The following is a 22968-nucleotide window of genomic DNA, read 5'->3' on the forward strand; positions in this document are numbered from 1 at the left end:
CGACCGCCTGCCATGGCGCGTCACCTGTTGATGTTGATGCCGGAACCGAATGCCATGACCCGCTCCGACGCTCACTCGAAATCGCCAATCCTCGGGCGGGCTCCTCGTCCCGCCTGGCTGTTCGCAGGCGTCAGCGCGGTCGCGTTGTTGATCGCCATGCCGGACGCCGGTGCCCGACCGCTCGCAGGGGGACCATCGCCATCGCCGTCGCAGGCCGCGATCGATGCGTCGCAGGCTGTGGCGGCCGGGGCCGCGCAAGCCGCGCGGAAGGCGCAGGACGCGTTGAGCCGCGCCACCGGTGCGATCCTGGTATTGCAGCAGATGCAGGCCGCGGCGCGCGATGCGGCAGCAGCGTCGCTCGCCAGCGCGCCGAGCGGGATTGTAAATGGCTTGCGAGCCGGCGGTTTGGACCGGGCGACTGGCGCCGATGCGGTCTGGATCGGTGCCGGTGCGCCGACCGATGCGGTGCAGGGCGATCGCATCAAGGTTGATATCGTCCAGACGCAGAAGAATGCGGTGCTGACTTGGCGCACGTTTAACATCGGTGAGAAGACCGACCTCAGCTACAACCAGCAGGGCAACCGCGATTGGGTGGCGCTGAACCGGGTGATCGACCCGGCGCTGGCGCCGAGCCGCATCCTCGGGACCATCAAGGCCGACGGCACGGTCCTGGTGATCAATCCGAACGGCATCATCTTCGGCGCAGGCAGCCAGATCAACGTCGGCAGCCTGATCGCCAGCACGCTCGATGTCGGACCGTCGGCGATCTACACCACTGTCAACGGCGCTCAAAAAGCGAAGGTGACGGACATCGCCTGGCGTAACCAGAACTTTCTTCAGAACGGGCTGCTGGGCTACGACGCCTCCACAGGCCCGAACAACTTTAACGGCGACTTCTCGACCTTCGCGCAATTCTCGGCGTTCAGCGTCCTCAACACCAAGCCCGGTATCAACTATCCGACGAGCGTCGTTCCGACCACCGGGACGATCAGCGTGGGGCAGGGTGCCTCGATCGTCGCCGCCCCAAACGGCGGTCTCGTTCTTCTCACCGCCCCGCAAATCAGCAATGCCGGTCGGATTGTCGCGCCTGCGGGACAGGTATTGCTGGCTGCGACCGGCTCCGCTCTGCTGCTGACGCCATCGACCGGCGCGGCCGGAGACGCGGTGCCGCTGTATGGCGCCAGGCCCGACCCGAATGTTCGCGGCCTGGTGCCATTCGTGCAGGGCGGGACCAACGCTGCGGGCTATTTCGTCTGGAACCAGGCCGGCGGCCTGATCGAGACGGATCGGGGAAACATTACGCTCGTCAGTCCGAACCGGAACACTTATTTCCCGGTCGGCGGGGCCAGCTACAACGATGGAACCCTGTCCGCGACGACCAGCGTCTCGCGCAATGGTTCGATTGCCATCGACGGCAGCGACGTTCGCCTCGGGAGCGGGTCGCTTCTTTCGATCCTGCCCGACCGTGGGGAGAAACGATTCCGCAGGACCCGACATCGCTGTCTGCCTTCAAGCCCTCGGCGATCAAGGTCGGCGACAATGCCAACAATATCGAAATGCAGTCGGGGGCCTTCCTGTTCGCGCCGGGCGCGAATGTGCAGTTCGGCGCAAGTGCGGTTCGCGGCTCAAGCAGCGAGCCGCTTAACCAGACCATCGTCATCAACGCCGGCGCCGAAATCAACGTTGCCGGTCTGACCGACGTGCAGGTGCCGATCAATCAGGTCCAGATCGTGATCGATCCGGCCAAGAAGAACGAGTTGCGCGACAGCCCGCTGTATCGCGACGGCTTCCTCAATGGCGCCACCATCTATCTCGACCCGCGCCGATCCGGCGTACGTGCCGACGGCGTGGCCTGGATCGGCTCGCCGCTGATCGATGCCACGGCCTATTACCAGCTTGTCGGCCTCAGCGCCGACCGGCTGATGACCAAGGGCGGCAATGTTGCCTTCGGTCCGTCGGCACCCGGAACGCCGGGGCAGCTGCAAACCTTCAACACACCCAACCTCTATCTCAGGGCCGGGTCGGTCATTAACGCCTCAGGCGGCTGGGCGAGCTTTGCGGCCGGCACCATCCGCACCACCAGGCTGCTCGATCAATTCGGACGGAGCGTCGATATAGGCGATGCCGATCCGAGCGTGGTCTATGTCGGGATCGCCAACGGCGGCTTTACCCGAAATCACGCGCATTGGGGCTTCAGCGAGACCTGGGCCGATACGCTGAGGCTGAACGGCCAGTTCATTCCAGCCTTTACCGAAGGCCGCGATGCCGGAGTCCTGACGGCAACCGCAGCGGCACTCATCATCGACTCCGCGATTTCCACTCAGGTCTATGCGGGGAAGCGCCAGCTTGCCGATTCGAAGACCGGCTCCGGTACGTCGAGCGTGGCGGGCGATCTGCGCGCCGTGCAATCGTCCAACGGTCAATTGCCCGCGGGCGGCGCGCTGATCGTCAACGGCATCTCCGATGCAACGATTACCCACGCTGCACCCGCCGTGCCGGATAGCGCCTTCGACGGGTGGACGCGCGGCACGATCGACGGCAACACTGGAACATACGTCGCGCCGACGCCGGTCACCGGGCCGGTGATTCCTGCCAGCCGGGCCAGTTCGATAGTCCTGACCGACGGTCAGCTGTCGAATTCCGGTCTCAGCCAGGTCTCACTGTCCACCCTTGGAAAAATCACGGTCGAGTCCGGTACCAGCGTCACGCTTAATGCCGGTGGCTTGTTCCAGTTGGCCGCAGGACGTCGCATTTCAGTGAACGGCGATGTCACGGTACCTTCAGGACGGATTTCGCTGGAGACCGCCTATATTCTCGGAAGCGGAACGCTGCTCGGTCCGAACGCCGGCAAGCTTGCTGCGGTAGGCGATTTTGACATTTCCATTGCCGGCGATCTGTCGGTCGCCGGCCAATGGGTCAATGAATACACCGCGCCGCTCGATTACATCCAGAACAAGGCCTGGCTCAACGGCGGAGCGATCTCGATCAAGACGGCGGCCAATATTCTGCAGAAGCTCGACGACAGAGGGCTCGCCTTCGCAGTCACCAACCTGCCCGTCGACACCGCGGCTTACTCCGACATTGATATCGCCAAGGTGCGGGATATCTCCGGCAGCATTCTGGTCGGCGCCGGGTCCACCCTCAACCTGTCGGGCGGGGGACGGGTTGATCGCAAGGGGAATGTTGATCTCGCGGCAAGGGGCGGCAACCTGTCGCTGTCGATGGATGTCAGCTACTATCAGACGGATCCTGACAACCATTTCCCGGGCTTCCAGGTCGACGCGTTCATCGGCCCCAATCAATTCGAAGGAACCTCGATCAACCCGGATCGCATCAATGCGCATCTGGTACTCGACCCCACGGCCATTCTTGCCCACGGACTCGGCGGCGGCGGCACCTTCACGCTGGTTACACCTGAATTTGCATTGGGAACCCAGCCGGCTTCGGTGGGGGCGGTGCTGCCGTTCGATTTCTTTTCAACCGCTGGCTTTGCCAAATACAACATCACCTCGACCAAGACGGAGCTGACACCCAATACCTTCAATAATGGAATCGTCGGCAACAACGCGCTGCTGGCGGTGCAGACGATCACCATCGGCGCGGGCCAGACGCTCGCGCTGCAGCAGTCGATGCTGCCGAACATGTTCAGCGCCGACCAGAGCCAGGCGTTACTCGCCATGGACAGCGGCGGCGACGTCAACAGCTTGCTGACGGCATCGGTGGCCGTCAGTCCGTGGGATCAGCGCGCGGTCAGCCTGGTGCTGGGCGGGGCGCTGGAGCTTCGGGTCGCGCAAGGCGGTAGCGTCACCGGTGCGGCCGGCAGTTCGCTGACGGTCGGCGCCCTGTTGAACGAGGGCTCGATCCGGATCGCCGGCGGCTCGATCACCCAGCAAATGGTGCTGCCGCGGATCTACGCGTTGGCCGCAACGTCCTCCACCAGCGGATCGTTCGGCATCCACGCCCTGTCCGACATTTTCACGATCCGGCCTGACGGAAAAATCTATCTCAACGATGCCAGCCAGTTGAGTGGGATCACCAACCTCACTTTGGCCGCCAATCGCCCCATCTACAAAGTTGGGGTTCTCGACCAGGGCCAGGGCATGGTGCTTGCCACGGGCAGCGTCACCGATCTGTCCGGTTCGGTGATCCTCAATCAGCGCGCCGTCGATCGTTTCGGCCACGCGTTTGCGGCCGGCGCCGTGGTCGGCGGCGGCTCGCTGGCGGTCATGCCGACGGTGACGACCGATAGTACCTCGATCACCTCGCCAATCCGTGTTGGCGGCGCTCTCATTGCGCGTCCCGGCGCACTGCTGGATCTGTCCGGCGCCGCCGGCGCCTTCGATGTTCTGACCGCGAGTGCCGCCTTCCAGCGCGCCAGCTATGTCAGCACACCGGTCTGGAGCGATGCCGGTACCCTGTCTGCCGGAGCAGGGGGACGCTGACCGGGGCGATCATCCGGGCCCAGGGCGGCAGCGCCGCCGCGCAGGGTGGAACGCTGCAATTTTCCACCCCGATCTTCACCCAGCACGATCCTTCCACGCCCATGGCGAACGTCATCTCGGCCGACATGATCGCGCAGGCCGGGTTCGATACCTTCGTTGCGATGGGCAACATCACGTCGCGCGGCGACGCACGCGTGGTGCTCGACCGTGCGTTTTTCCTGCTGCCCAAGCCTCTCAGCGGGCTCGAGTCCCGCAAGGCCGCGAGCTTCACGCCGGTGATTTCCACGGACGGCGCGCTGGCGATCGAAGCGCCCTATATAGCGCTGCAGAACCAGGTCGATCAGGCCGCGCTGGTCACCACCGGAACGGCGGCCGGCGGCAGCGTCACCTTCCGCGCCAGCCAGATCGACATCGCCGGCACCGTGCTGTTCGATAAATCGGTCACTAATGCGAGCTTCAATGCGAGCGGCGATATCCGCCTGACCGGTGTGGTGCCGTGGCAAGTGACCTATTCGGGCGTCACCGCCAGCACGCCGTCGCTCAGAGGAATGATCGCGATCAATGGCGATCTGGCGCTGGTCGCCGGGCAGATCTACCCAACCACCGGCACCAGCTTCGCCATCACCTCGGCGGCGGCCAACGGCACCATCGCCATCGGCCGCAGTGGCACGGACACACCCGCGGCACCCTATTCGGCGGGCGGCAATCTGCTGATCCAGGCGGCGAATATCATCCAGGGCGGCGTCGTCCGGGTGCCGTTCGGCACCCTGACGCTTGGCAGCAATGCAGTCGCCACCGCGACCACTACCGACTTCACCACCACCTATGCGCCGGCAACAAAAAGCGTCGTCCTCGCCGCCGGCAGCGTCACCTCGGTCTCCGCCAACGGTCTGTCGATTCCCTACGGCACCACTACCGATACGATGGAGTGGTACTTCGCGCCGACCGTGAAGGATGCGCTGACCGCGCCGCCCACCAAGGTGCTTAGCCTGAACGCCGGCAGCATTACCCTGGGAGCCGGCGCCACCATCGATCTCACCGGCGGCGGCGACGTCTATGCCTATGAATTCGTTCCCGGCACCGGCGGCTCGCGCGATGTTCTCAGCCAGTTCAACTCCGATCAGTACAGCGCCAACAAGATCAACGGCGTGGGCTATCAATATCCCGACGGCCGGCAGGTCTATGCCATCGTGCCGGGCGTCTCGAATGCGCCGGTCGCAGCCTACGATCCGATCTATTCGGCCAATTACGCCAGCCTGACGGCTGCTTCCGAAGTTGGGAAGCGGGTCTATCTGTCCGGCGGCAACGGAGTAGCCGCGGGCTGGTACACATTGTTGCCGGCGCAATATGCCATGCTGCCGGGCGGCATGCGGGTGGTCGAGCAGACCGGCGCGAAGAACGTCATGGCGGGTCTCTCGGTGGCCCAGGCCGACGGCTCGCTGCTGACCTCCGGCTACTATGGCGACGCCCTCTCGGGCGGGTCGCAATCCCAGCTCCGGCTGTTCAGCGTCCAGTCGCAGGACACGATCAGGTCCTATTCCAAAATCGTGCTGACCTCCGGCAACAATTTTGCGATCGCCAAGGCGACGAGCAACGGCACCGTCGTCCCGCGCACCGGCCTCGACGCCGGCCGGCTCGTGCTCAATCCAATCACGGCCTTGAGCATCGATGCGACCGTGATGGCTGCTGCGGCGCCCGGCGGGCGCGGCGCGCAGGTCGATATCAGCGGCAGCAACATCGATATCGTGTCGTCGCTCGCCGGTGCGCCGAACGACGGCGCCATCCACCTCACCGCCGCCGGCCTGAACAGGCTCAATGCCGAAAGCCTGCTGATCGGCGGCATCCGTACCGACAATGCCGACGGCACCACCAGCCTTGCGCTCACCGCCCGCACCATCCTGGTCGCGAACGATGCGGCCAATCCTCTGGTGGGACCGGAAATCCTGTTCGCGGTCGATGACGGCCCGAGCGGCAGTATCGCATCGAGCCTCACTCTGAATGATGGCGCCACGATCGTCGCCACCGGCGCGTTGAGCGACCAGCGCGCCGGCGCTTATGTCATCGACGGCACCCTTACTGCGACGCAGGATAGCGGCGGCTCGAACATGTTCGTGAACCCAAAGCAGATCGCGATCGGTGCATTGGTTCGGGTCGCGAATGGTCCGCAGCGCGTGGTGCAGCGGCTGCGCACGCCGGTATCCGCCACCAATCCCGGCAGCCCGGCAGGGCTCGCCGCCAATCTCAATGTCGGCAACGCGACCCTGCAGGGCAATGCGATCGGCCTCGACACCTCGCACAATGCCTCGATCGCCAGCGGCGCGCAGTTGCGCGGCCAGGACATTGCCTTCGGCGCCGGCGCGCTGGCCTTTACTTCCGGCAGCGTCACCGCCGGCACGCTGGCGATCACCCCGCAATTGCTGGCGGTGCTGTCGCAGGGCAGTTCGCTGACGCTGCGCTCGCAGGGTTCGATCGGCTTCGACGACGGCAGCTATTCGTTCGGCGCCATGACCTTCGACGCAGCGACGCTGGAGTCGCGGCAGGGCGGCGCTGTTGCGATCAATGCCACGCGCCTGCAATTGGCCAATTCCGGCGCTCCGGGCGCTCCGGGCGCACCGGTCGCCGGCACCGGCGCGCTCTCGATCGCCGCGACCGAAATCTGGATCGGCAGCGGCACGCTCGCTACAGCCAATTTCGCGAGCGTCAGCCTTGCCGCGGCGAACGGCATGTTCTCGACCGCCAGCAATGGCGTGATCGATGTGGGTTCAGCTAACCTGGCCCTGATCGCGCCCTATATCGGCGACCGCGCCGTGGCCGGCACGACCGCGAAGTCGGCGACCGCGATGACGCTGCGAACGACCGGCGCGGTGAACGTCAGCAATGCCGGCACAACCGCCATCGACGTCGCCAACCTTCCGGGCATTCCCGGTTCATCGCTGACCATCGCAGGCAATGGAATCTCGATCGCCGGAACGCGTCTGCGTGCCACCGCCGGTTCGCTCACCGTGGCGGCGAGCGGCAACCTCGTGCTGTCGAACGGCGCGGTGCTGGAAGCGCCGGGCTACAGCAAAACCTTCGGCGACGCCGCCGATCCGCAGACCGTGGCAGCCCCCGGCGGCACGTTGGCGCTCACCGCGCTCGGCAGCACAGGCATTACGCTCGGCGATGCGCTTCTGTCGGTCGGCGGCGGTAGCGGCAATGGCGGCAATCTCAAGCTCGCGACCCCGAATGGTGCGGTCGACTGGGGCACGGCGGTCCTTAACGGCAAGGGTGGTGTGGGCGGGCTGGGCGGCAGATTCTCGCTCGACAGCAATGGCGGCATCGATCTCGTCGCCATGAACGACCGCGTCGTCGCCAACGGCTTCACTGGCGGCTTCGACGTGCGCACCCGCACCGGCGACATCAAGCTCACCGCTGGGCAGGTTCTCAAATCGGGCTCGGTCAAGCTGACCGCCGACGGCGGCTTAGTCAAAATCGCCGGCACCATCGACACGTCAGGCGTCAATGGCGGCGACATTGAACTCTACGGTGTCAACGGCGTCACACTGGAACGCACCGCGCGACTCGATACCCATGCCAGCGGCTATGCCGCCGACGATACCCGGCAGGCCAAGGCCGGCAACATCACCCTCGGCACCGACTTCCTGACCGGGCACGGCGTCATTCAGGCAGACGGCAGCGTCAAGGGCACCGTTGCCGACAGCGGCAGCATCCAGATCGATGCGGGCGCGGCGGTCGACGCCTCGGCCAGCCGCCCTGGCAACCGCCTTGTGCGTATCATGCGCAACGGCACCGTGAACTATCAGTATGTCCAGGGCGACCAGGGCGGCATCGTCAGTTTCCGCGCGCCGGTGGTCACCGACGGAAATGGCAAGAACACGGTGAACGTCAGCGTCGCCTCGGCCGGCAGCATCAAGGGCGCACGCGCCATCGATCTCGAAGGTTTCAAGCGCTGGGATCTTGCGGCTGTCGCCGCCAGCGGTCTCTACAGCGGAGTCACCCGCGCCGCCGCGACCAACGCGATCACGCTCGATCTGACGGCCGGCCTCGACACCGCCAATGCCGACGGCACGCTCGCCACCGTCGCCGGACTCAACTTCCTCGGCGACAACGGCGCCGGCACCGTGGTCGAATTCGTCCGGGGTTTTGACGTCTCGGCGGCCTATGGAAATCTTGGCGGGCTCGACGCGCAGGCCAATTTCAATGCGCGGCCCGGCGTCGAGTTGAAACACGACGGCAACATCACTCTGGCCTCGAACTGGAATCTCGGCGCCGGCACGGTCAATGTGACGGCCGCCAAGGCCGCGGGCGCGATGGCGACCGATTCGTTCAGCGGGCAGGATTATGTCGTCGCCGGCCGCGAGGCCGACCTGCTGGCAAACTACACCACCATGACCTATCGCGTCGGCGGCAAAGCGACCGGCGCAGCACCCTGATCTCGCTACGCGCCGGCGGCGATCTGCATCTTCAGGGCAGCCTCACTGATGGCTTCTTCCAGTTCCGCGATCAATATGACGCGACGTATCAATCCTATCTGTACGCCAAGCGCGGAACTGGCTCAGGCACAGTCCTGAACCTTGACGCCTGGCAGTTGAAGAACGGCGGAAGCTATGTGAGCTGGCAAACCTATCTGAACGATCCGATTGGTAACTTCGATCCGAATGGCGCCGGCACAGGAAATATCTTCGATACGCATTGGTATGATGGGATCCAGTATATCGATCAGCTTACTCAAAGTGTAACCAGTGGCGCGCTGCTGCCGAAGCCGATCATGCCTTTCAGCGTGGTCGGGAATTCGCCGGCGGCCCAGGGCGCCGGGGCTGGCGGCGCAGGCGATCCGCTCGCCAGCGCCGTGGTCATGCCGTTGCTGCCGAATGGCAAAATCGTTGCGTCATCCGACTATCGGCTGACGGCGGGAGCCGCGATGTCTAGCGCCGATCCGCTGCGCATCGCCGCGGCCTCGGCTGGCAATCTCATCGTCGATGGCCCCAAACCTTCAACGATGAGCGTTTCGGCGGTCGTCGTTGGTGGTGGCAGCAGTTTCTCGGTCAAGATGATCGATGCGCTCAACTTTAGCGGATCGTTCGGGTCTGTGTTCAAGACTGGCTCGACCAGTTTCTTAACCTATTTGCAGACTCTGATCCCCGGCCTTTCGGCCGATGCCGCGATCACTCTGCAATACGCATCGACAGTGCCGACTGACTTCGCCACCTTCATCAACCAGACTCTCGCCGCAGATCCGAATGCGCACGTGAAGGTCTGGACCGGTACCGACCCAAACTACAGTGACCATCAGGTCACGATCTCCGTTGCCCTGTTCTCGCAGTTTCTGCAACAATTTCCTGGCGGTATCCCGGGCGGCGGCGGCTCCATCACCATCCCGCTGCTTCCCCAGACCGTGGTGCGGACCGGCACCGGCAGCATCCGCATGGCCGCTGCCGGCAATGTCGACCTGACCGGCGGCAGCACCATTCAATACATTAAGCCCGACGGCAGCGCCGACACCACGCCCGATATCAGCAAAGGGCAGTTGGGCGGCGCGGTGGTCTATACGGCCGGCCATCCCGTCGCTTCGATCTCCGAGGTGCTGCCCGACCCGGCGACGGGTGCCGCGGTGCAGATCACCGCTTTGGCATCGGCGACCTCGATCTTCAGCGCGCCGCCGGTGTTCACCTATGGTCTGACGGCCGCCGACGGGAGAAGGGACATCGCCAGCGTGGTGATCGCCGACACGATGCAACTCGTTGGCGGCGGCGATATCGGCGTGACTGCCCAGGGCGACGTGCTCGGCCGCCGCGACCTGTCGTTCAGCATCCTTGCTAACAATCGGAACGCCAGCTGGCCGCTATCGCCGTGGATCGGGAAGGTGACCTTCCTGAACGGATCGCTGCCTGCTCTCGCTTACGATCAGCCTTGGCGGATCGGCAGCGTGACGCAGGACGCCACGACGGCGTCCATCAATCCGCAACTGTTCCGCGCCGGCATCGGCGCGCTGGGTGGCGGCAATATCCGCATTGATGCGGGCGGCAAGGCGTCGGACATCCTCGCGGTTGCCGATACGTCGCTCGTCACCGGCGTGGCGACGCCGGCGAACGGCAGCGCCACCAAAGTGTTGCTCACCATGGGCGGCGGCAACGTCGCGATCCGTGCCGGGTCCGACATTCTGGGGGCGCGGATCGATGCGCCGAGCGGCGCGGTACGGCTTTCGGCAGGCGGGACCATCGGCGACCTTCCCGTTGTGACCGGACAGAACACGGTCGCCTATTCGGATCCATCCAACCATTGGCATTGGCCAGTTGTCCCGATCGTGCTGAACAGCGAAACCCACTTCCGGATCGATGACGCCACTGTCGATCTGGCGGCGGGCGGCCGCATCAGCGTCATGGGCATCGGCCAGCTCGACGGCTTCTATTCGGATCGCAGTGCGTTGAACATGGTGGCCAACGGAGCCATCACCGTCACCAACACCGGCATGGTGGCGCCTGCTCTGACAGGTTACCGCACCGGCGCCTATGCGATCTATCCCGGTACGCTGACGCTGGCCTCGCTGCTGGGCGATGTGAATCTGCGCACGCTCGCGACACCTGTAGGCTTTGTTGGCGACGCGAACAAAGCACTGCCGGAATACAATTACGATGCGCCGAGCGCGATCCTACTGACACCGAGCACGGTCGGACAACTCGGCGTCTTCGCCGGCGGCAACATCGCGCCGACGCAGATCGCCATGCTCGACAGCGACCCCTATTATCTGCCGGGGCTTTTCACCCTCGGCGCGAATATCGTGACCGTTGTGCCCACCACACGTCTAGCCAATATCTACTACCAGTTCGATTTTCCGCAGGTGATTGCCAGCAAGAGCGAGGCGCAGCTCGAACGGCTGCATAACGCCGCGACGACCCACGCCGGCGACGCCACGCCGGTCACCATCTACGCGGACGGCGATATCGGCACGGCGGTCAAGGGCGTGACGCTGTCGGTGCCCAAGCAGGCGCGGATCGAAGCCGGGCGCGACATTGTCAACATGGTGTTCTTCGGCCAGAATCTCAGCCCGACCGATGTGACGCGCATCGTCGCCGGCCGCGACCTGATCGCCACCACGACGCTCGCCGCAGCGAAAACCTTCACCCGCGCCGCCAACGGCGATGTCTCTTTCGTGACGGGGCCGGCCAAGCCCGCGGTGCAGGGCAACACCTTCATCCTCGGCGGGCCGGGCGACCTGATGGTCGAGGCCGGACGCAACATGGGACCGTTCCTGAACTCCGCCGAGATCAAGGACTGGAACTTCTCGGGGACTGGAAACGGCGATTTTCCGAGAGCCCTGGGATCGACGCTACGCTTCGGCGAGGGGATCATCACGGTGGGCAACGACTGGAATCCCTATCTGCCGGCGGCGGGCGCCAACATCACCGTGCAATTCGGCACCGCCAAGGGCGCGAATTATGACGGGTTGCGTGACGCCTATGTGGCGCCGGGCACCGCGGCGAATGCGCTCGGCGACTACGGTAAGAAGCTCGTCGACTGGATGAAGAGCCATGCCGCGGATGTGTTGAAGGTCAAGTTCGGCACCGGCGACGTGACCGAACAGCAGGCCTATCAGGCCTTCCTGACCCTCCCGGAACTGCGCCAGCGGCTGTTCCTGATCAACGAGGTCTATTTCGACGAGCTGCGGGCGCCGTCGATCAAGGGCGGGCCGTCGTACCTGAAATATTCACGCGGTTACGCCGCGGTGAATACGCTGTTCCCGGCCTCGCTCGGCTATACCGCCAACGGCCTGGAAGGCGGCGCGAATGACGGCGCCATCGTCCATACCGGCGATCTCGATCTGCGGCTGGCCGCCATCGAGACCATCAATGGCGGCAATATCAACATCCTCGGCCCCGGCGGGCGCGTGCTGGCCGGCTCGGTCGTCAGCACCGCGCAGCAGGCGGCGCGGCGCAACTATGCGGCCTACGGCCTGCAGAGCCCGCAATATCATTCCACCGGCACCAACACCGCAGCGAACATATCGTCCATCGAGGCGATCCCGCCAGGCTATGAAGGTGTTCTGACCCAGCGCGGTGGATCCATCAACACGTTCACCGACGGCGACTTCCTGCTCAACCAGAGCCGGCTGTTCACGGTGAAGGGTGGCGACATCACCATGTGGTCGTCGAATGCCGATCTCAACGCCGGGCAGGGCGCCAAGACTACGCCGAACTTCCCGCCGGTGCAGATCCGTATCGGCGAGAATCTCTATGCCGAGCCCGACCAGGCCGGCTCGACATCGGGCGCCGGCATCGCCGCGCTGCCGCCCGACGTCGGTACCGCTGCGCCCAACGTCTATCTGCTGGCGCCGCGCGGTGCCGTCGATGCCGGCGATGCCGGCGTGCGCTCCGCCGGCAATCTCTCGGTCGCTGCCCTACGCATCGTCAATGCCGACAACTTCAAGGTCAGCGGCGCCACCACCGGCCTGCCGACCGTCCAGGCGCCCAACATCACCGGGCTGACCGAGGCGTCGAACACCGCCGGTGCCGCCGCCAAGCAGGCAGAGACACCGAGCCAGGGCAGCGGTTCCGCCGGTCCATCGGTCATCATCGTCGAGGTGTTGGGCTATGGCGGTGGCACCGGAGAGACGCCGAATGACGGCGATGCGGATCGTCGTCGCAAGAATCCTGGCCAGCAAAGCTACGACGCAAGCAGCCCGTACCAGGTGCTCGGCGTCGGTGAATTGACTGACGAACAGGTGGCGGGTCTCGCTGCCGAAAAGCGGGCGTCTGCCGGGATTCAGTGAGTAAATAGTCGCGGTCGATGCCGCGGGCATCGATCGGTCAGTTGGGAGTTGGGGCAAATCGTCCGCCTGCGGTTGGGCTGCCGCGGGTGGAGTAGTCGCGCCGTGCTCTTGCGACGCTAATTACAACCTCGAGCTGAGCCGATTTCCGCCGTCGTCAAACCGTTATAATCCACGACCTAGACGTTACGTTGTATATTTCAGTTCAGCGGAACGGTTGCTGTCTGTCGAAGCGACGATGTTTCAGCATGTCAGCCGCGAAGCGTGTGGAAATAAGTGTGCGTCAACGGCAAAGGATGCATCAGGCGCAGAGATTGCCGACCCGATGCGTTAAGCTCGTGGCCGCGCGCGTGTCTGTGTCGCTGGGTCTGATAGTCTGAATTGCCGATGCTGTCGCGCAATCGCCGCGAACCATGGTGGACGACCAGCCGAGATCCTTTGAAATCCCGGCAAGACCGTTGTCCGAAGCGCTGGAAGCGTTCAGCAGCATCAGTGGATATCAAATCCTTCTGTCAGACAAAGAGTCTGCCAGCGTCGTTTCAAGATCGGTCAACGGCGTTTTCGCGCCGCGCGCGGCGTTGGACGAAATAATCGACGGATCGGGCTTGGTCGCCCGGTACACGTCGCAGCAGGCCGCTATCCTCGTTCGCGATGTTGCACGCGGCGCGCCTCCGGTTCGGTCGGAGCAGCAGCTATACGATGCAAGGCTGCAAAGCGAGATCCTGAACGCCTTGTGCCGGAATGCCTCACCAGGCCCGGGCAATTTCGCCTGGCAATGGACGTCTGGGTCGCTTCCTCTGAGCGTCTGGACCGGGTCGAGCTGTTGAGTTCGACCGGGGACGCAGATCGTGACCGGGCGATTGTGGCGGTCCTCATCGCGATGCGCTCGCCGCGACCACCGTTGGGCCTCGAGGAGAGATCCTGCAGGACGACCAGATCGCGGCCGATGTCTTCCGGCACTTCCCCGCTGCAGTACGGCTTGAGAGACTGTACGAACCTTGTTCTTGCGGCCGGATCGGACGACGAAATTGGACGCGCAGGCTTCCGTCCATTCGGCCTGCAACGCCGGGAGGTCGAGGCTGGCGGCCTTGAGGTTGTATTGCGTGGAGAGTCGCGCGACATCGTCACGAGAGGGCTTGCGCAGATATTCTTGTTGCACTCGGTAAGCGCGTTGGTAATCCGCCTGCCTAGCGCGGTGTCTCGTGATCGGTTTGGTCATCTCTACTCCTGTGGATAAATGAGGTTGCGGCGGCGGCACCTACGCGGAACGCAGGTTTTGGCCATCCAAGTCTGAGCTCCATCGAAGCAAGCCAAAAATTTGCGCCGGCGAAGAATTTTCAGCCAGAGAGAAAATCAAAGTGCTTGGCTGACCAGAGTGAGGGGGTCCAGATTTTCCGCTGTTACGTGGACGGGCGTCGCGCATGTCACAACTATCGACGTCGTGCCGGCGCTCGAAAAGGCAGAAAGAAAATCGAGGGTCGTCTGCCGTCTGGTGAAAGCCCTGTTATGAGCAGCGGACCTCACAGTTGAGCGGCAAGCTGCCGTCTTTAAAGGTGGCGCTCTGTAGTCGTTCCGCCAACGTTCCGCTGCTTTCAGCCTGAATCGGAATTCCTGAACTTAGCAACGTTGATATTGAAGATTGCAACGATGATTGCGGGTCTTGAAGCGGTGTTTTCGAACTTTGAATCAAAATTGCGCAACTGCATTTGTGTCGCCGGTAACTCTATTAAAAAATAGTAAAACTTGCACCGAGTTGCAGCGAACGTGAAGCAAGCGCGAATGCCAACTTATGCAATATGCTGGAAACGTTGCGCGCGGTGTTCAAATGTTGGAATCGCGATATCGCGCGGATCCGACCGAAAGCCTCACGCTGTTAAAAAATGTAACGTAAATCCTGACCAGTAAATCACAACTTTCGCGTTTTGAATCGCTTTTATTGCACTATTGAACGCGGGGAGCTGGATCGCGCCGGTGATCCTGGATGGCAGCCTCATTGGGGAAGATGCCGACCGCCTCGGTGCGGCGCTTGATCTCGCCGCTCAGGCGCTCGATCGGATTGGTGGAGTGCAGCTTGGCTCGATGCGTCGCCGGAAAGCTCATGAAGGCCAGCACGGCGGGCTTGGCCGCGTGCATCAGCCTGGCCAGCTTCGGGATCGTGAGCTGCAATTGATAGGCGACCTTGCGCCACTGCACCCTCGCGCAGGACTGTCACGAATAGTTCATATTTTCGCGCGACTGAACGGTCAGCTAGACAATCAAGACTGCGGGTTTGTCTGTGCTTGCCGCAGCGCCACCGTGCGGATATGAACGCCCTGTTGGTCGTTCTCGGCGTGGAAGCGCGACAACGCGCTGACGTTCGAATTCCGTGAGACAAGTTGGTCAAGTGCGCATCAGCGGGCGGTACGAGAGAGCAGACTGGCAGCTGCGGCTTGGCCCCGCAGGGGCAGGGCCGACCTCGTTGCTCGGGCGCCTGCGGTGGTGCATGCTTGGCGCCGTTATTGCGGCCATGGCGACTGGGGCCATGGTCCCGGCGATCGTTGCTGCCGAAGAGCGGCAATATCTGGCAGCGTTGAACTTCGACATTCCGAGTCAGCCGCTGGCGTCGGCTCTGCAAGCCTACAGCAAGATCACCGGCGTGCAATTGCTCTATGAGAGCAGCAATAGTATCGGCCGTATGTCGACCAAGGTCGTTGGCCAACTGTCGCGCGACGCGGCGCTACGCGAACTGCTTGCCGACACCGATTTGACGATTCACTATACACGCGCCAATGCGATCACACTGGCGCCGGCATCGGCCGACCTGGACGGCCCGCCATCGGCCGTTTTCGCGAAGGCCGATCTGACGCTCGACACGTTGCGGGTGCGTCCGTCGGCCGAACGCAGCGATCCGTCCGAGCTTCGCGCCTATGCCGGCGTCATTCAGAGCGATATTCAGCAGGCACTGAAGAAGGACGCCAAGACCCGCAACGGCAGCTACAGCGCTGGCATCAAGTTGTGGATCGACGGTCCCCGCACGGTGCGGCGAACCGAATTGTTCCGGTCGTCGGGCGACCAGGACAGGGACGTCGTGATTTCCCGTCTGCTTGACGGGCTGCAGATCAGCCAGGCGCCCCCCGCCAATACGCCGCAACCGGTCATGGTGATGATTACCGTGAGATCGATGTGATTGGCGTGACGCGTGGTCTGTGGAAGGGGATCCGAAGGGGCCAGCCGGAGGTCGCGAGCGAGCCTCATGGCGAGACGGCGGACTGGTCCGGCCCGTGGCGCTGGCTGATCGGCAGTATCGTCCTGGTGCCGATGTTGCTCGCGGCGGGCGTTTACTGGCTGCACCAGCAGCCGGCGGGCATCACCGGGCGCAGCAACGAGTCCACCATCCATGTCGAACTGATCCCGACGCCGGGGCCGACGGCTGAGCTCAAGCAGGCCTCTGTTCAATCCACGCCGCCGATCGCCGACTTTCGGACTCCGCCGACCTTGGCCGAGCCGGCACAGCCGCCGGTCGAGCCGGAAATGCCGCAGCGGCAGCAAGCCGTTCCGGCGCGCGCCGCGCCGTCTGCCAAACAGGAGCCAGCCAACACCGGTCAGGCGCAGCCGGCGCCCGGCGGCGCGGCGTTTCGCTTTCAGCGCCAGTTGCTTGCCCATATCGAGCGCTTTCGGCGCTACCCCGACGCAGCACGGCGCGACGGGCTGCAGGGCACAGTGCTCGTGATGTTTGCGATGCGCCGCGACGGCAGTCTCGTGCAGGTCGGTGTCAAGTCGAGTTCGGGGCGGCAGGTGCTCGATCGCGAGGCACTTGAGACCCTGCGACGGGCGCAGCCGCTGCCGCCAATCCCGGCCGACATGCCCGAGCAGCTCACGGTCTTGCTGCCAGTGGCGTTCGATGCGCGATCGGTGAGATAGTCCGAAGCTGCGGCGCGAGCGCGTAATCAATTTGTCATGTGCGGTCGTTAACTACCGGTGGGTGTTTCTGGGTTTGTCTGTGCGCGTACTGGGGCAGTCGCCGTTGACCGGGGTTAATCGTACAACGTTGCGCACTGTGCTGGCTGCTGATTACGGCGGCCTTTTCAGGCGTTTGACGCGGCGATTGGGCTCTGCCGATCTTGCCGGCGATGCGTTGCAGGAGACGTTCCTGCGGGTTGAGCGCGTGACGGACGACGTGCCGGTGCATAGCCCCAAGGAATTCCTATTCCGTATCGCGCTCAATGTCGCGACCGACCATCGGCGGATCGATAGGCGCCTTCTTAGCGGGAACGCCGTCGACGCCTTGCTCGATATTCCCGACGATTCCCCCGATGCGGCAGCGATCCTCGAAAGCCGCCAGGATATCGAAGCGCTCGACCGCGCGCTGGCAGAGTTACCCGCGCGGGCACGCCAGGTCTTCATGGCGGCAGTGGTCAGGAAGCTGCCGGACCATGAAATCGCGACGCTGCTCGGCGTCAGCGTCCGCACGGTCGAAATCGATCTGAAGAATGCCCTGAAACACTGTGCAGAGCGGCTTGGCCGCAGGTTGGTCCGCCGTGCCGGCGGTCCCCGACCGCGTTCATGACGGCTGCCCACTGCACCGGTTTTGGGAGCTGCGGCGACACGCGCGCCACGTATTTTCAATTATTTTTGACCGGGATTGCGGGATAGCCTTGCTTCAACCGTCTAGAACTCTAGAGGTGTTGTTTTCCTGCGCCTTTTAACCACGTCCGAATCCTTGTCCCACCCATGATGTACGATCTGCGATATGCCCGGGTTTTCGTTCGCGTTGAGGTGCGCGAATGCTCGGTCGCGGCCGTGCAGCAAGCGGTGGTCTCGTGACAGAACCGGCCGACGAAGCCGCGATGCGGGACCAGGCGATGGACTGGGTCGTTCTGCTGCGTTCCGGGAGTGCGACAACCGACGACGCGGCGGCGCTGCAGCAATGGCGGCAACAGAGCCTGCAGCACGAAGAGGCGTTCACGCAAGCCGTACGATTGTTTCGGGATCTTGGTGCCTTGGGCGCGCAACTCGAGCGGCGCAACGCGCGTTCACTTCCGGTGCAGCTTTCGCCATCGGCGCGGCCTGTGTTTGGCCGTCGCGCACTGCTCGGCGGCGCGATCGCCGCATCTGCCGCTGGCTATATGCTGCTGAATCCGCCAATGGCGATGTGGCCCTCGCTTCAGGAGTTGTCCGCCGACTATCGCACGGCGAAGGGCGAACAGCGGGACGTTTCGATTGCGGACAATGTCGCCATCAAGCTCAGCACGCAGACGAGCATGTCGATCCGCGGCGACGGAAGCGCGTCGCGCATCGAGCTGATCAGCGGCGAAGCGGCCGTCAATGCCAGGCGTGCGTCGTCGGAGCCGCTGATACTAGTTGCCGGCAATGGCCGGATTGCCTCCGCCACGGCCGAGTTCAATATCCGTTGCATCGACGGTGTTGTGCTGGCGACATGTCTGGACGGCTCAGTGACGGTGACGCAGGGGATCGCAGCGTGCAGCTTGGCCGCGGCGAACAGGTGTCCTACTCGACGGCCGATCTGCTGGGCGCGCCGCAGCCCGTCGCCGATCCCGGGCAAGCGGTCGCATGGCGCGATAACCTGTTGATTTTCCGGGATAAGCCGCTTGGCGCCGTGGTCAACGAAGTCAATCGCTATCGTCCCGGCAAGATCGTTGTGATGAATTCCGAGCTCGGACGGCGCCTCGTTAACGGCACCTTCCAGACCGACAAGCTCGATGACTTTGTAGCTCAGGTCCGGCAACTGTTCGGTGCGGATGTTCGGTCGTTGCCCGGCGGCATCGTTCTGCTGAGCTGATTGCTTCACTTCCGCAACGATCATGCGGTGCGGGCGATTGTATTGCGTCGCTCCAGGCGCCGTTGCGCAGTCGCGCGTTTCGGATGCGCGCGATTCGGTTTGCAGAATTTTCTTAATTTTCTTTTGCGGGTTAGGGCGCTCCAAGACGTCTTCAGGACATAGGGACCTGACCGCGGGCGGATTGCACGCGGACAGTCGGGCCTTCTGTGGGTTTGAAAGATGCTTCTTGGAATTCGTCACGACGTCAGCGCGGGCTTGTCGAAGCTGCGATTTTTGCAATGTTCTGCGCCGGAAGCATTGATGTTGATGAGCGTTGGCGCGTTCGGTTGCGTGCCGGCTGTCGCTTATGCCAAGGGTGCCGATGCCAAAGCTGGAGAGCAGGTTGCGGCCAAGCAGGCAACGCAGGCCAAACAAGCGGCGGGTAACCCGCCCGCGGAATCGAAGCCCGCGCCGGCCGCGCCTTTGCAGCGCTTCGATATTTTCGATTTCGCCGTGCAGGGCGCGGAGACCCTGCCGCAGATCCAGGTCGAGGAAGCGATCTATCCGTTCCTCGGGCACAACCGCACCGCCAGCGATGTCGAAAAGGCCCGCGCTGCGCTCGAAAAGGCCTATCACGACAAGGGCTTTCAGACTGTCAGCGTGTCCGTTCCGCAGCAGAATGCGCTCACCGGCTCGGTGATCCTCAAGGTCTCGGAATTGAAGGTCGGGCAGTTGCGGGTGAAGAACTCGCGCTACTTCGATCTGGAAAAAATCAAGGAGCGTGCGGGCTCGCTGAAGCAGGGCACCGTGCCGAACTTCAACGACGTGACACGCGACATCGTCGGCCTGAACCAATGGCCCGATCGTCGCATCACGCCGGCGTTGCGCGCAGGCGTCACGCCCGGGACGGTCGACGTCGATCTCAACGTCGAGGACAAGGTGCCGCTGCATGCCAGCCTCGAGGTCAACAATCGCCAGTCACCCAACACGTCGGCCACGCGCCTGCTCGGTACGGTGCGCTACGACAACCTGTGGCAGCTCGGACATTCGTTCAGCTTCAGCTACCAGGTTGCGCCGGAGAACAAGAGCGATGCCGAGGTGTTCTCGGGCTCATACATGGCGCGTGTTCCTGACGTCGATTGGCTGTCGCTGTTGTTCTACGGCGTCAAGTCGAGCAGCGACGTCGCGACCATTGGCGGGATGAACGTCATCGGCCCCGGTGAGATCATCGGCGGACGCGCCGTGGTGACCCTGCCGGCACGTGAGAATTTCTTCCACACGATCTCGTTTGGCCTCGACTACAAGCACTTCGATCAGACCGTACGAAGCAGCGTTGCGGGCTTCTCGACCCCGGTTACCTATTATCCGTTCGTCGCCAGCTACGGCGCGACGTTCCAGACCGAGAAGTCGAGCACCCAGCTCAATGCCGGGTTTACCTACAACATGCGGACGCCCAGCAGCGATTGGGTCGCATTCGACAACAAGCGTGCCTACGCCTCCGCCAGCTTCTCGCATCTGAACCTCGATCTGTCCCATACCCACGAGTTGCCGGAAGGGTTCCAGTTCTACGGCAAGGTTCAGGGACAGCTTGCCGATGGCCCGCTGGTGTCCAGCGAGCAGTTCAGCGTCGGCGGCCTTGATACCGTGCGCGGCTATCTGGAATCCGAAGTGCTCGGCGACGATGGCATCGCAGGGAATCTCGAACTGCGGACTCCCGATGTCGGAGCGATGCTGCAGAAGGAAATGAAGGACGAGACCGGGCAGGGCGCGCCGCGCTTCGCGACGTTCAATGAATGGCGGTTCTTCGGCTTCGCCGACGCCGGCCATGTCAACGTCCGCCGTCCGCTGCCCGAGCAGCAATCCAAATTCGACGTCTGGAGCTACGGCGCGGGAACGCGGTTCAAGATGTTCGACGGTTTCAACGGCATGATCGCCTATTCCGTGCCGATGGTCAGCCAAGCTTACACGCATGCCGGTTCGGCGCGCGTCAACTTTCGACTTTGGGGTGAATTCTGATGGCTATGGGGTGGAATCACATGAGCGGCAGCGGCCATTCGGCTTTGCGGCGAAGGGCGGCCAATACGGTCGCAGCACTCGTACTGGGCATCACCGCGGCAATATCGCTGCTCCCATCCTCCGCTCAGGCGTGGTGGAACGACGAGTGGCAGCTGCGCAAGAAGATCAACATCGATGCCAGCGCGACCGGTGCCAACATCACCGATCCGATCGGCACGGTGCCGACGCTGGTGCGTCTGCATGTCGGCAATTTCCGCTTCAGCCTAGCCAAGGATGACGGCAGCGACTTGCGCTTCGTCGCCGGCGACGACAAGACGCCGCTCAAGCATCATGTCGAGAAGTATGACTCGCTGCTCGGCGAGGCGCTTGTCTGGGTGGCGCTCCCCAACGTGCAGTCCGGTGCCAAGTCGGAGTTCTGGCTGTATTACGGCAACAAGAAAGCCGTGGCGACCAACGACGCCAAGGGCACTTACGATCCGGATACCGCGCTCGTCTATCACTTCACCGAGCGCGGAACCCCGGCGATCGACTCCACGGTCTGGGCGAGCAATGCGCAGAGCGTTGGCCAGCCTGCCGACGGCTCGCTGATCGGTACCGGCCTTCGTCTCGACGGTCGTCTGCCGCTGACCCTGCCGGCTTCGCCATCCCTGACGATGGCGGATGGCGCGCCGTTCACCTGGTCGGCCTGGATCAAGCCGGCAGCCCTGCAGCCCAATGCCGCACTCTATAGCCGTCGCGATGGCGCGAACGGCGTTGTTATCGGTCTCGACAACGGTGCCCCGTTTGTCGAGGTCAGCAATGCGGCCGGCGTCCAGCGCAGCGGCGCTGGTGCGCCGGTCGCTGCGAACAGCTGGCGGCATCTGGCCGTCGCCGCCGCAAGCGGCGTCGTCACGGTGTATCTCGATGGCAAGCCCTATGCGACTCTGAACGCGACACTCCCGGCGCTGAACGGCATCGCCCGTCTCGGCGGCGACGTTGCGCCCGCCGCTGCGGCGGCACCGGCCGTTCCTGCCGCCGATGCTGCAGCACCTGCAGCCGACGGAACGGCTGCCCCGGCAGTGGAGTCCGCGCCCGCAGCGGTCGCCATGGTCGGCTTCGCCGGTGACATCGACGAGCTGCAGATTTCGAAGGTCGCGCGAGGAGCGGGCTTCATCAAATATGCCGCGATCGAACAGGGCAGCGAGCCTGCCAAATTGATCGCCTTCGGTGCCGACGAAGAGACCGCGAGCTGGTTGACCGGCTATTTTGCGATCATCTTGAAGTCGGTCACGGTCGATGGCTGGGTCGTCATCGGACTGCTGATCATCATGGCGATTGCCAGCTGGATCGTGACCATCGACCGCGTCAGCTACCTCAACAGGCAGGCCAAGGCCAACGACCGCTTCATGAGAAGCTTCCGCAAGCTTGCCACCAACCTGACAGCCCTCGATCGTGGCAATGCTGACGACGCAGCCGTGCTGGGCAGCCACTTCGACGAAGAAGAAGGACAGACGGTCCGGGCGTCGTCGCTGTACCGGATCTATCACGCCGGTGCCGAGCAGATCAGCCAGCGCTTCGGCGATGGTGACAAGGTGGTGCGGCTCTCGGGTCCGGCGATCTCGGCGATCCGTGCCGCGTTGGACAGCGTCTATGTCAAGGAGACCCAGCGTCTCAACAAGCTGATGGTCGTGCTCACCATCGCCATCTCCGGCGGCCCGTTCCTCGGCCTTCTGGGAACCGTGGTCGGCGTCATGATCACCTTCGCCGCGATCGCCGAGAGCGGTGACGTCAACGTCAATGCCATCGCGCCGGGCATCGCCGCGGCGCTGGTTGCGACCGTTGCCGGCCTCGTCGTCGCGATCCCCGCGCTGTTTGCCTACAATTACCTGGTGACGCGGATCGGCGAACTCACCAGCGACATGCAGGTCTTCATCGACGAGTTCGTCACCAGGATGGCCGAATCGTATTCCTCGGATCTGCCGGTCGAACACCGGCAGGCGGCGGAGTAA

The 22968-nt window shown here is 63.6% G+C and carries 11 protein-coding genes and 1 pseudogene; 10 read left to right on the top strand and 2 right to left on the bottom strand.

Annotation, left to right across the window (positions count from 1 at the left end; genetic code table 11):
* The first annotated feature begins 12 nt into the window (after positions 1-12).
* The 3 genes from ONR75_RS10040 to ONR75_RS10050 all read left to right on the top strand — a co-directional run bounded on the left by ONR75_RS10040 (position 13) and on the right by ONR75_RS10050 (position 13209).
* Positions 13-1695: a filamentous hemagglutinin N-terminal domain-containing protein gene (locus ONR75_RS10040; protein WP_265082451.1), complete on the top strand. Its 1683-nt coding sequence runs from the start codon at positions 13-15 to the stop codon at positions 1693-1695.
* 2848 nt (positions 1696-4543) lie between these two features.
* Positions 4544-8875: a beta strand repeat-containing protein gene (locus tag ONR75_RS10045; protein ID WP_265082452.1), complete on the top strand. Its 4332-nt coding sequence runs from the start codon at positions 4544-4546 to the stop codon at positions 8873-8875.
* A gap of 176 nt (positions 8876-9051) precedes the next feature.
* Complete coding sequence (locus tag ONR75_RS10050) at positions 9052-13209, top strand: filamentous haemagglutinin family protein (protein ID WP_265082453.1); 4158 nt, start codon at positions 9052-9054, stop codon at positions 13207-13209.
* A gap of 496 nt (positions 13210-13705) precedes the next feature.
* On the opposite strand, the gene ONR75_RS10055 is transcribed toward ONR75_RS10050, so the two are convergent.
* Together ONR75_RS10055 and ONR75_RS10060 are read right to left on the bottom strand one after the other, a co-directional pair.
* Positions 13706-14425, bottom strand: a complete 720-nt coding sequence (locus ONR75_RS10055; protein ID WP_265082454.1) for a hypothetical protein — start codon at positions 14423-14425, stop codon at positions 13706-13708.
* Positions 14426-15186: 761 nt separating this feature from the next.
* Positions 15187-15405: pseudogene (locus tag ONR75_RS10060) on the bottom strand (transposase); the annotation flags it as partial.
* Positions 15406-15727: 322 nt separating this feature from the next.
* Here ONR75_RS10060 and ONR75_RS10065 point away from each other — a divergent pair.
* The 7 genes from ONR75_RS10065 (at position 15728) to ONR75_RS10095 (ending at position 22968) form a co-directional block, all read left to right on the top strand.
* Positions 15728-16372 (top strand): STN domain-containing protein, encoded by a 645-nt coding sequence (locus tag ONR75_RS10065; protein WP_265082455.1) that lies wholly within the window; start codon positions 15728-15730, stop codon positions 16370-16372.
* Entirely contained in the window at positions 16369-17106 is a 738-nt protein-coding gene (locus tag ONR75_RS10070; protein ID WP_265082456.1) for an energy transducer TonB, read from the top strand. Before ONR75_RS10065 ends, ONR75_RS10070 begins: the two co-directional genes overlap by 4 nt.
* A 103-nt stretch (positions 17107-17209) precedes the next feature.
* Positions 17210-17752: an RNA polymerase sigma factor gene (locus tag ONR75_RS10075; protein ID WP_265082457.1), complete on the top strand. Its 543-nt coding sequence runs from the start codon at positions 17210-17212 to the stop codon at positions 17750-17752.
* 217 nt (positions 17753-17969) lie between these two features.
* Positions 17970-18776 (top strand): FecR family protein, encoded by an 807-nt coding sequence (locus tag ONR75_RS10080; protein WP_265082458.1) that lies wholly within the window; start codon positions 17970-17972, stop codon positions 18774-18776.
* Positions 18773-18985: a hypothetical protein gene (locus tag ONR75_RS10085; protein ID WP_265082459.1), complete on the top strand. Its 213-nt coding sequence runs from the start codon at positions 18773-18775 to the stop codon at positions 18983-18985. The genes ONR75_RS10080 and ONR75_RS10085 overlap by 4 nt, the downstream gene beginning before the upstream one ends.
* Before the next feature lie 300 nt (positions 18986-19285).
* The gene (locus ONR75_RS10090) at positions 19286-20980 is read left to right on the top strand and encodes a ShlB/FhaC/HecB family hemolysin secretion/activation protein (RefSeq protein WP_265082460.1); all 1695 of its coding nucleotides are present in this window, start codon (positions 19286-19288) and stop codon (positions 20978-20980) included.
* Positions 20981-21000: 20 nt separating this feature from the next.
* Positions 21001-22968 (top strand): DUF2341 domain-containing protein, encoded by a 1968-nt coding sequence (locus tag ONR75_RS10095; RefSeq protein ID WP_265082461.1) that lies wholly within the window; start codon positions 21001-21003, stop codon positions 22966-22968.

Source organism: Rhodopseudomonas sp. P2A-2r (genome assembly GCF_026015985.1).
Lineage (GTDB): Bacteria > Pseudomonadota > Alphaproteobacteria > Rhizobiales > Xanthobacteraceae > Tardiphaga.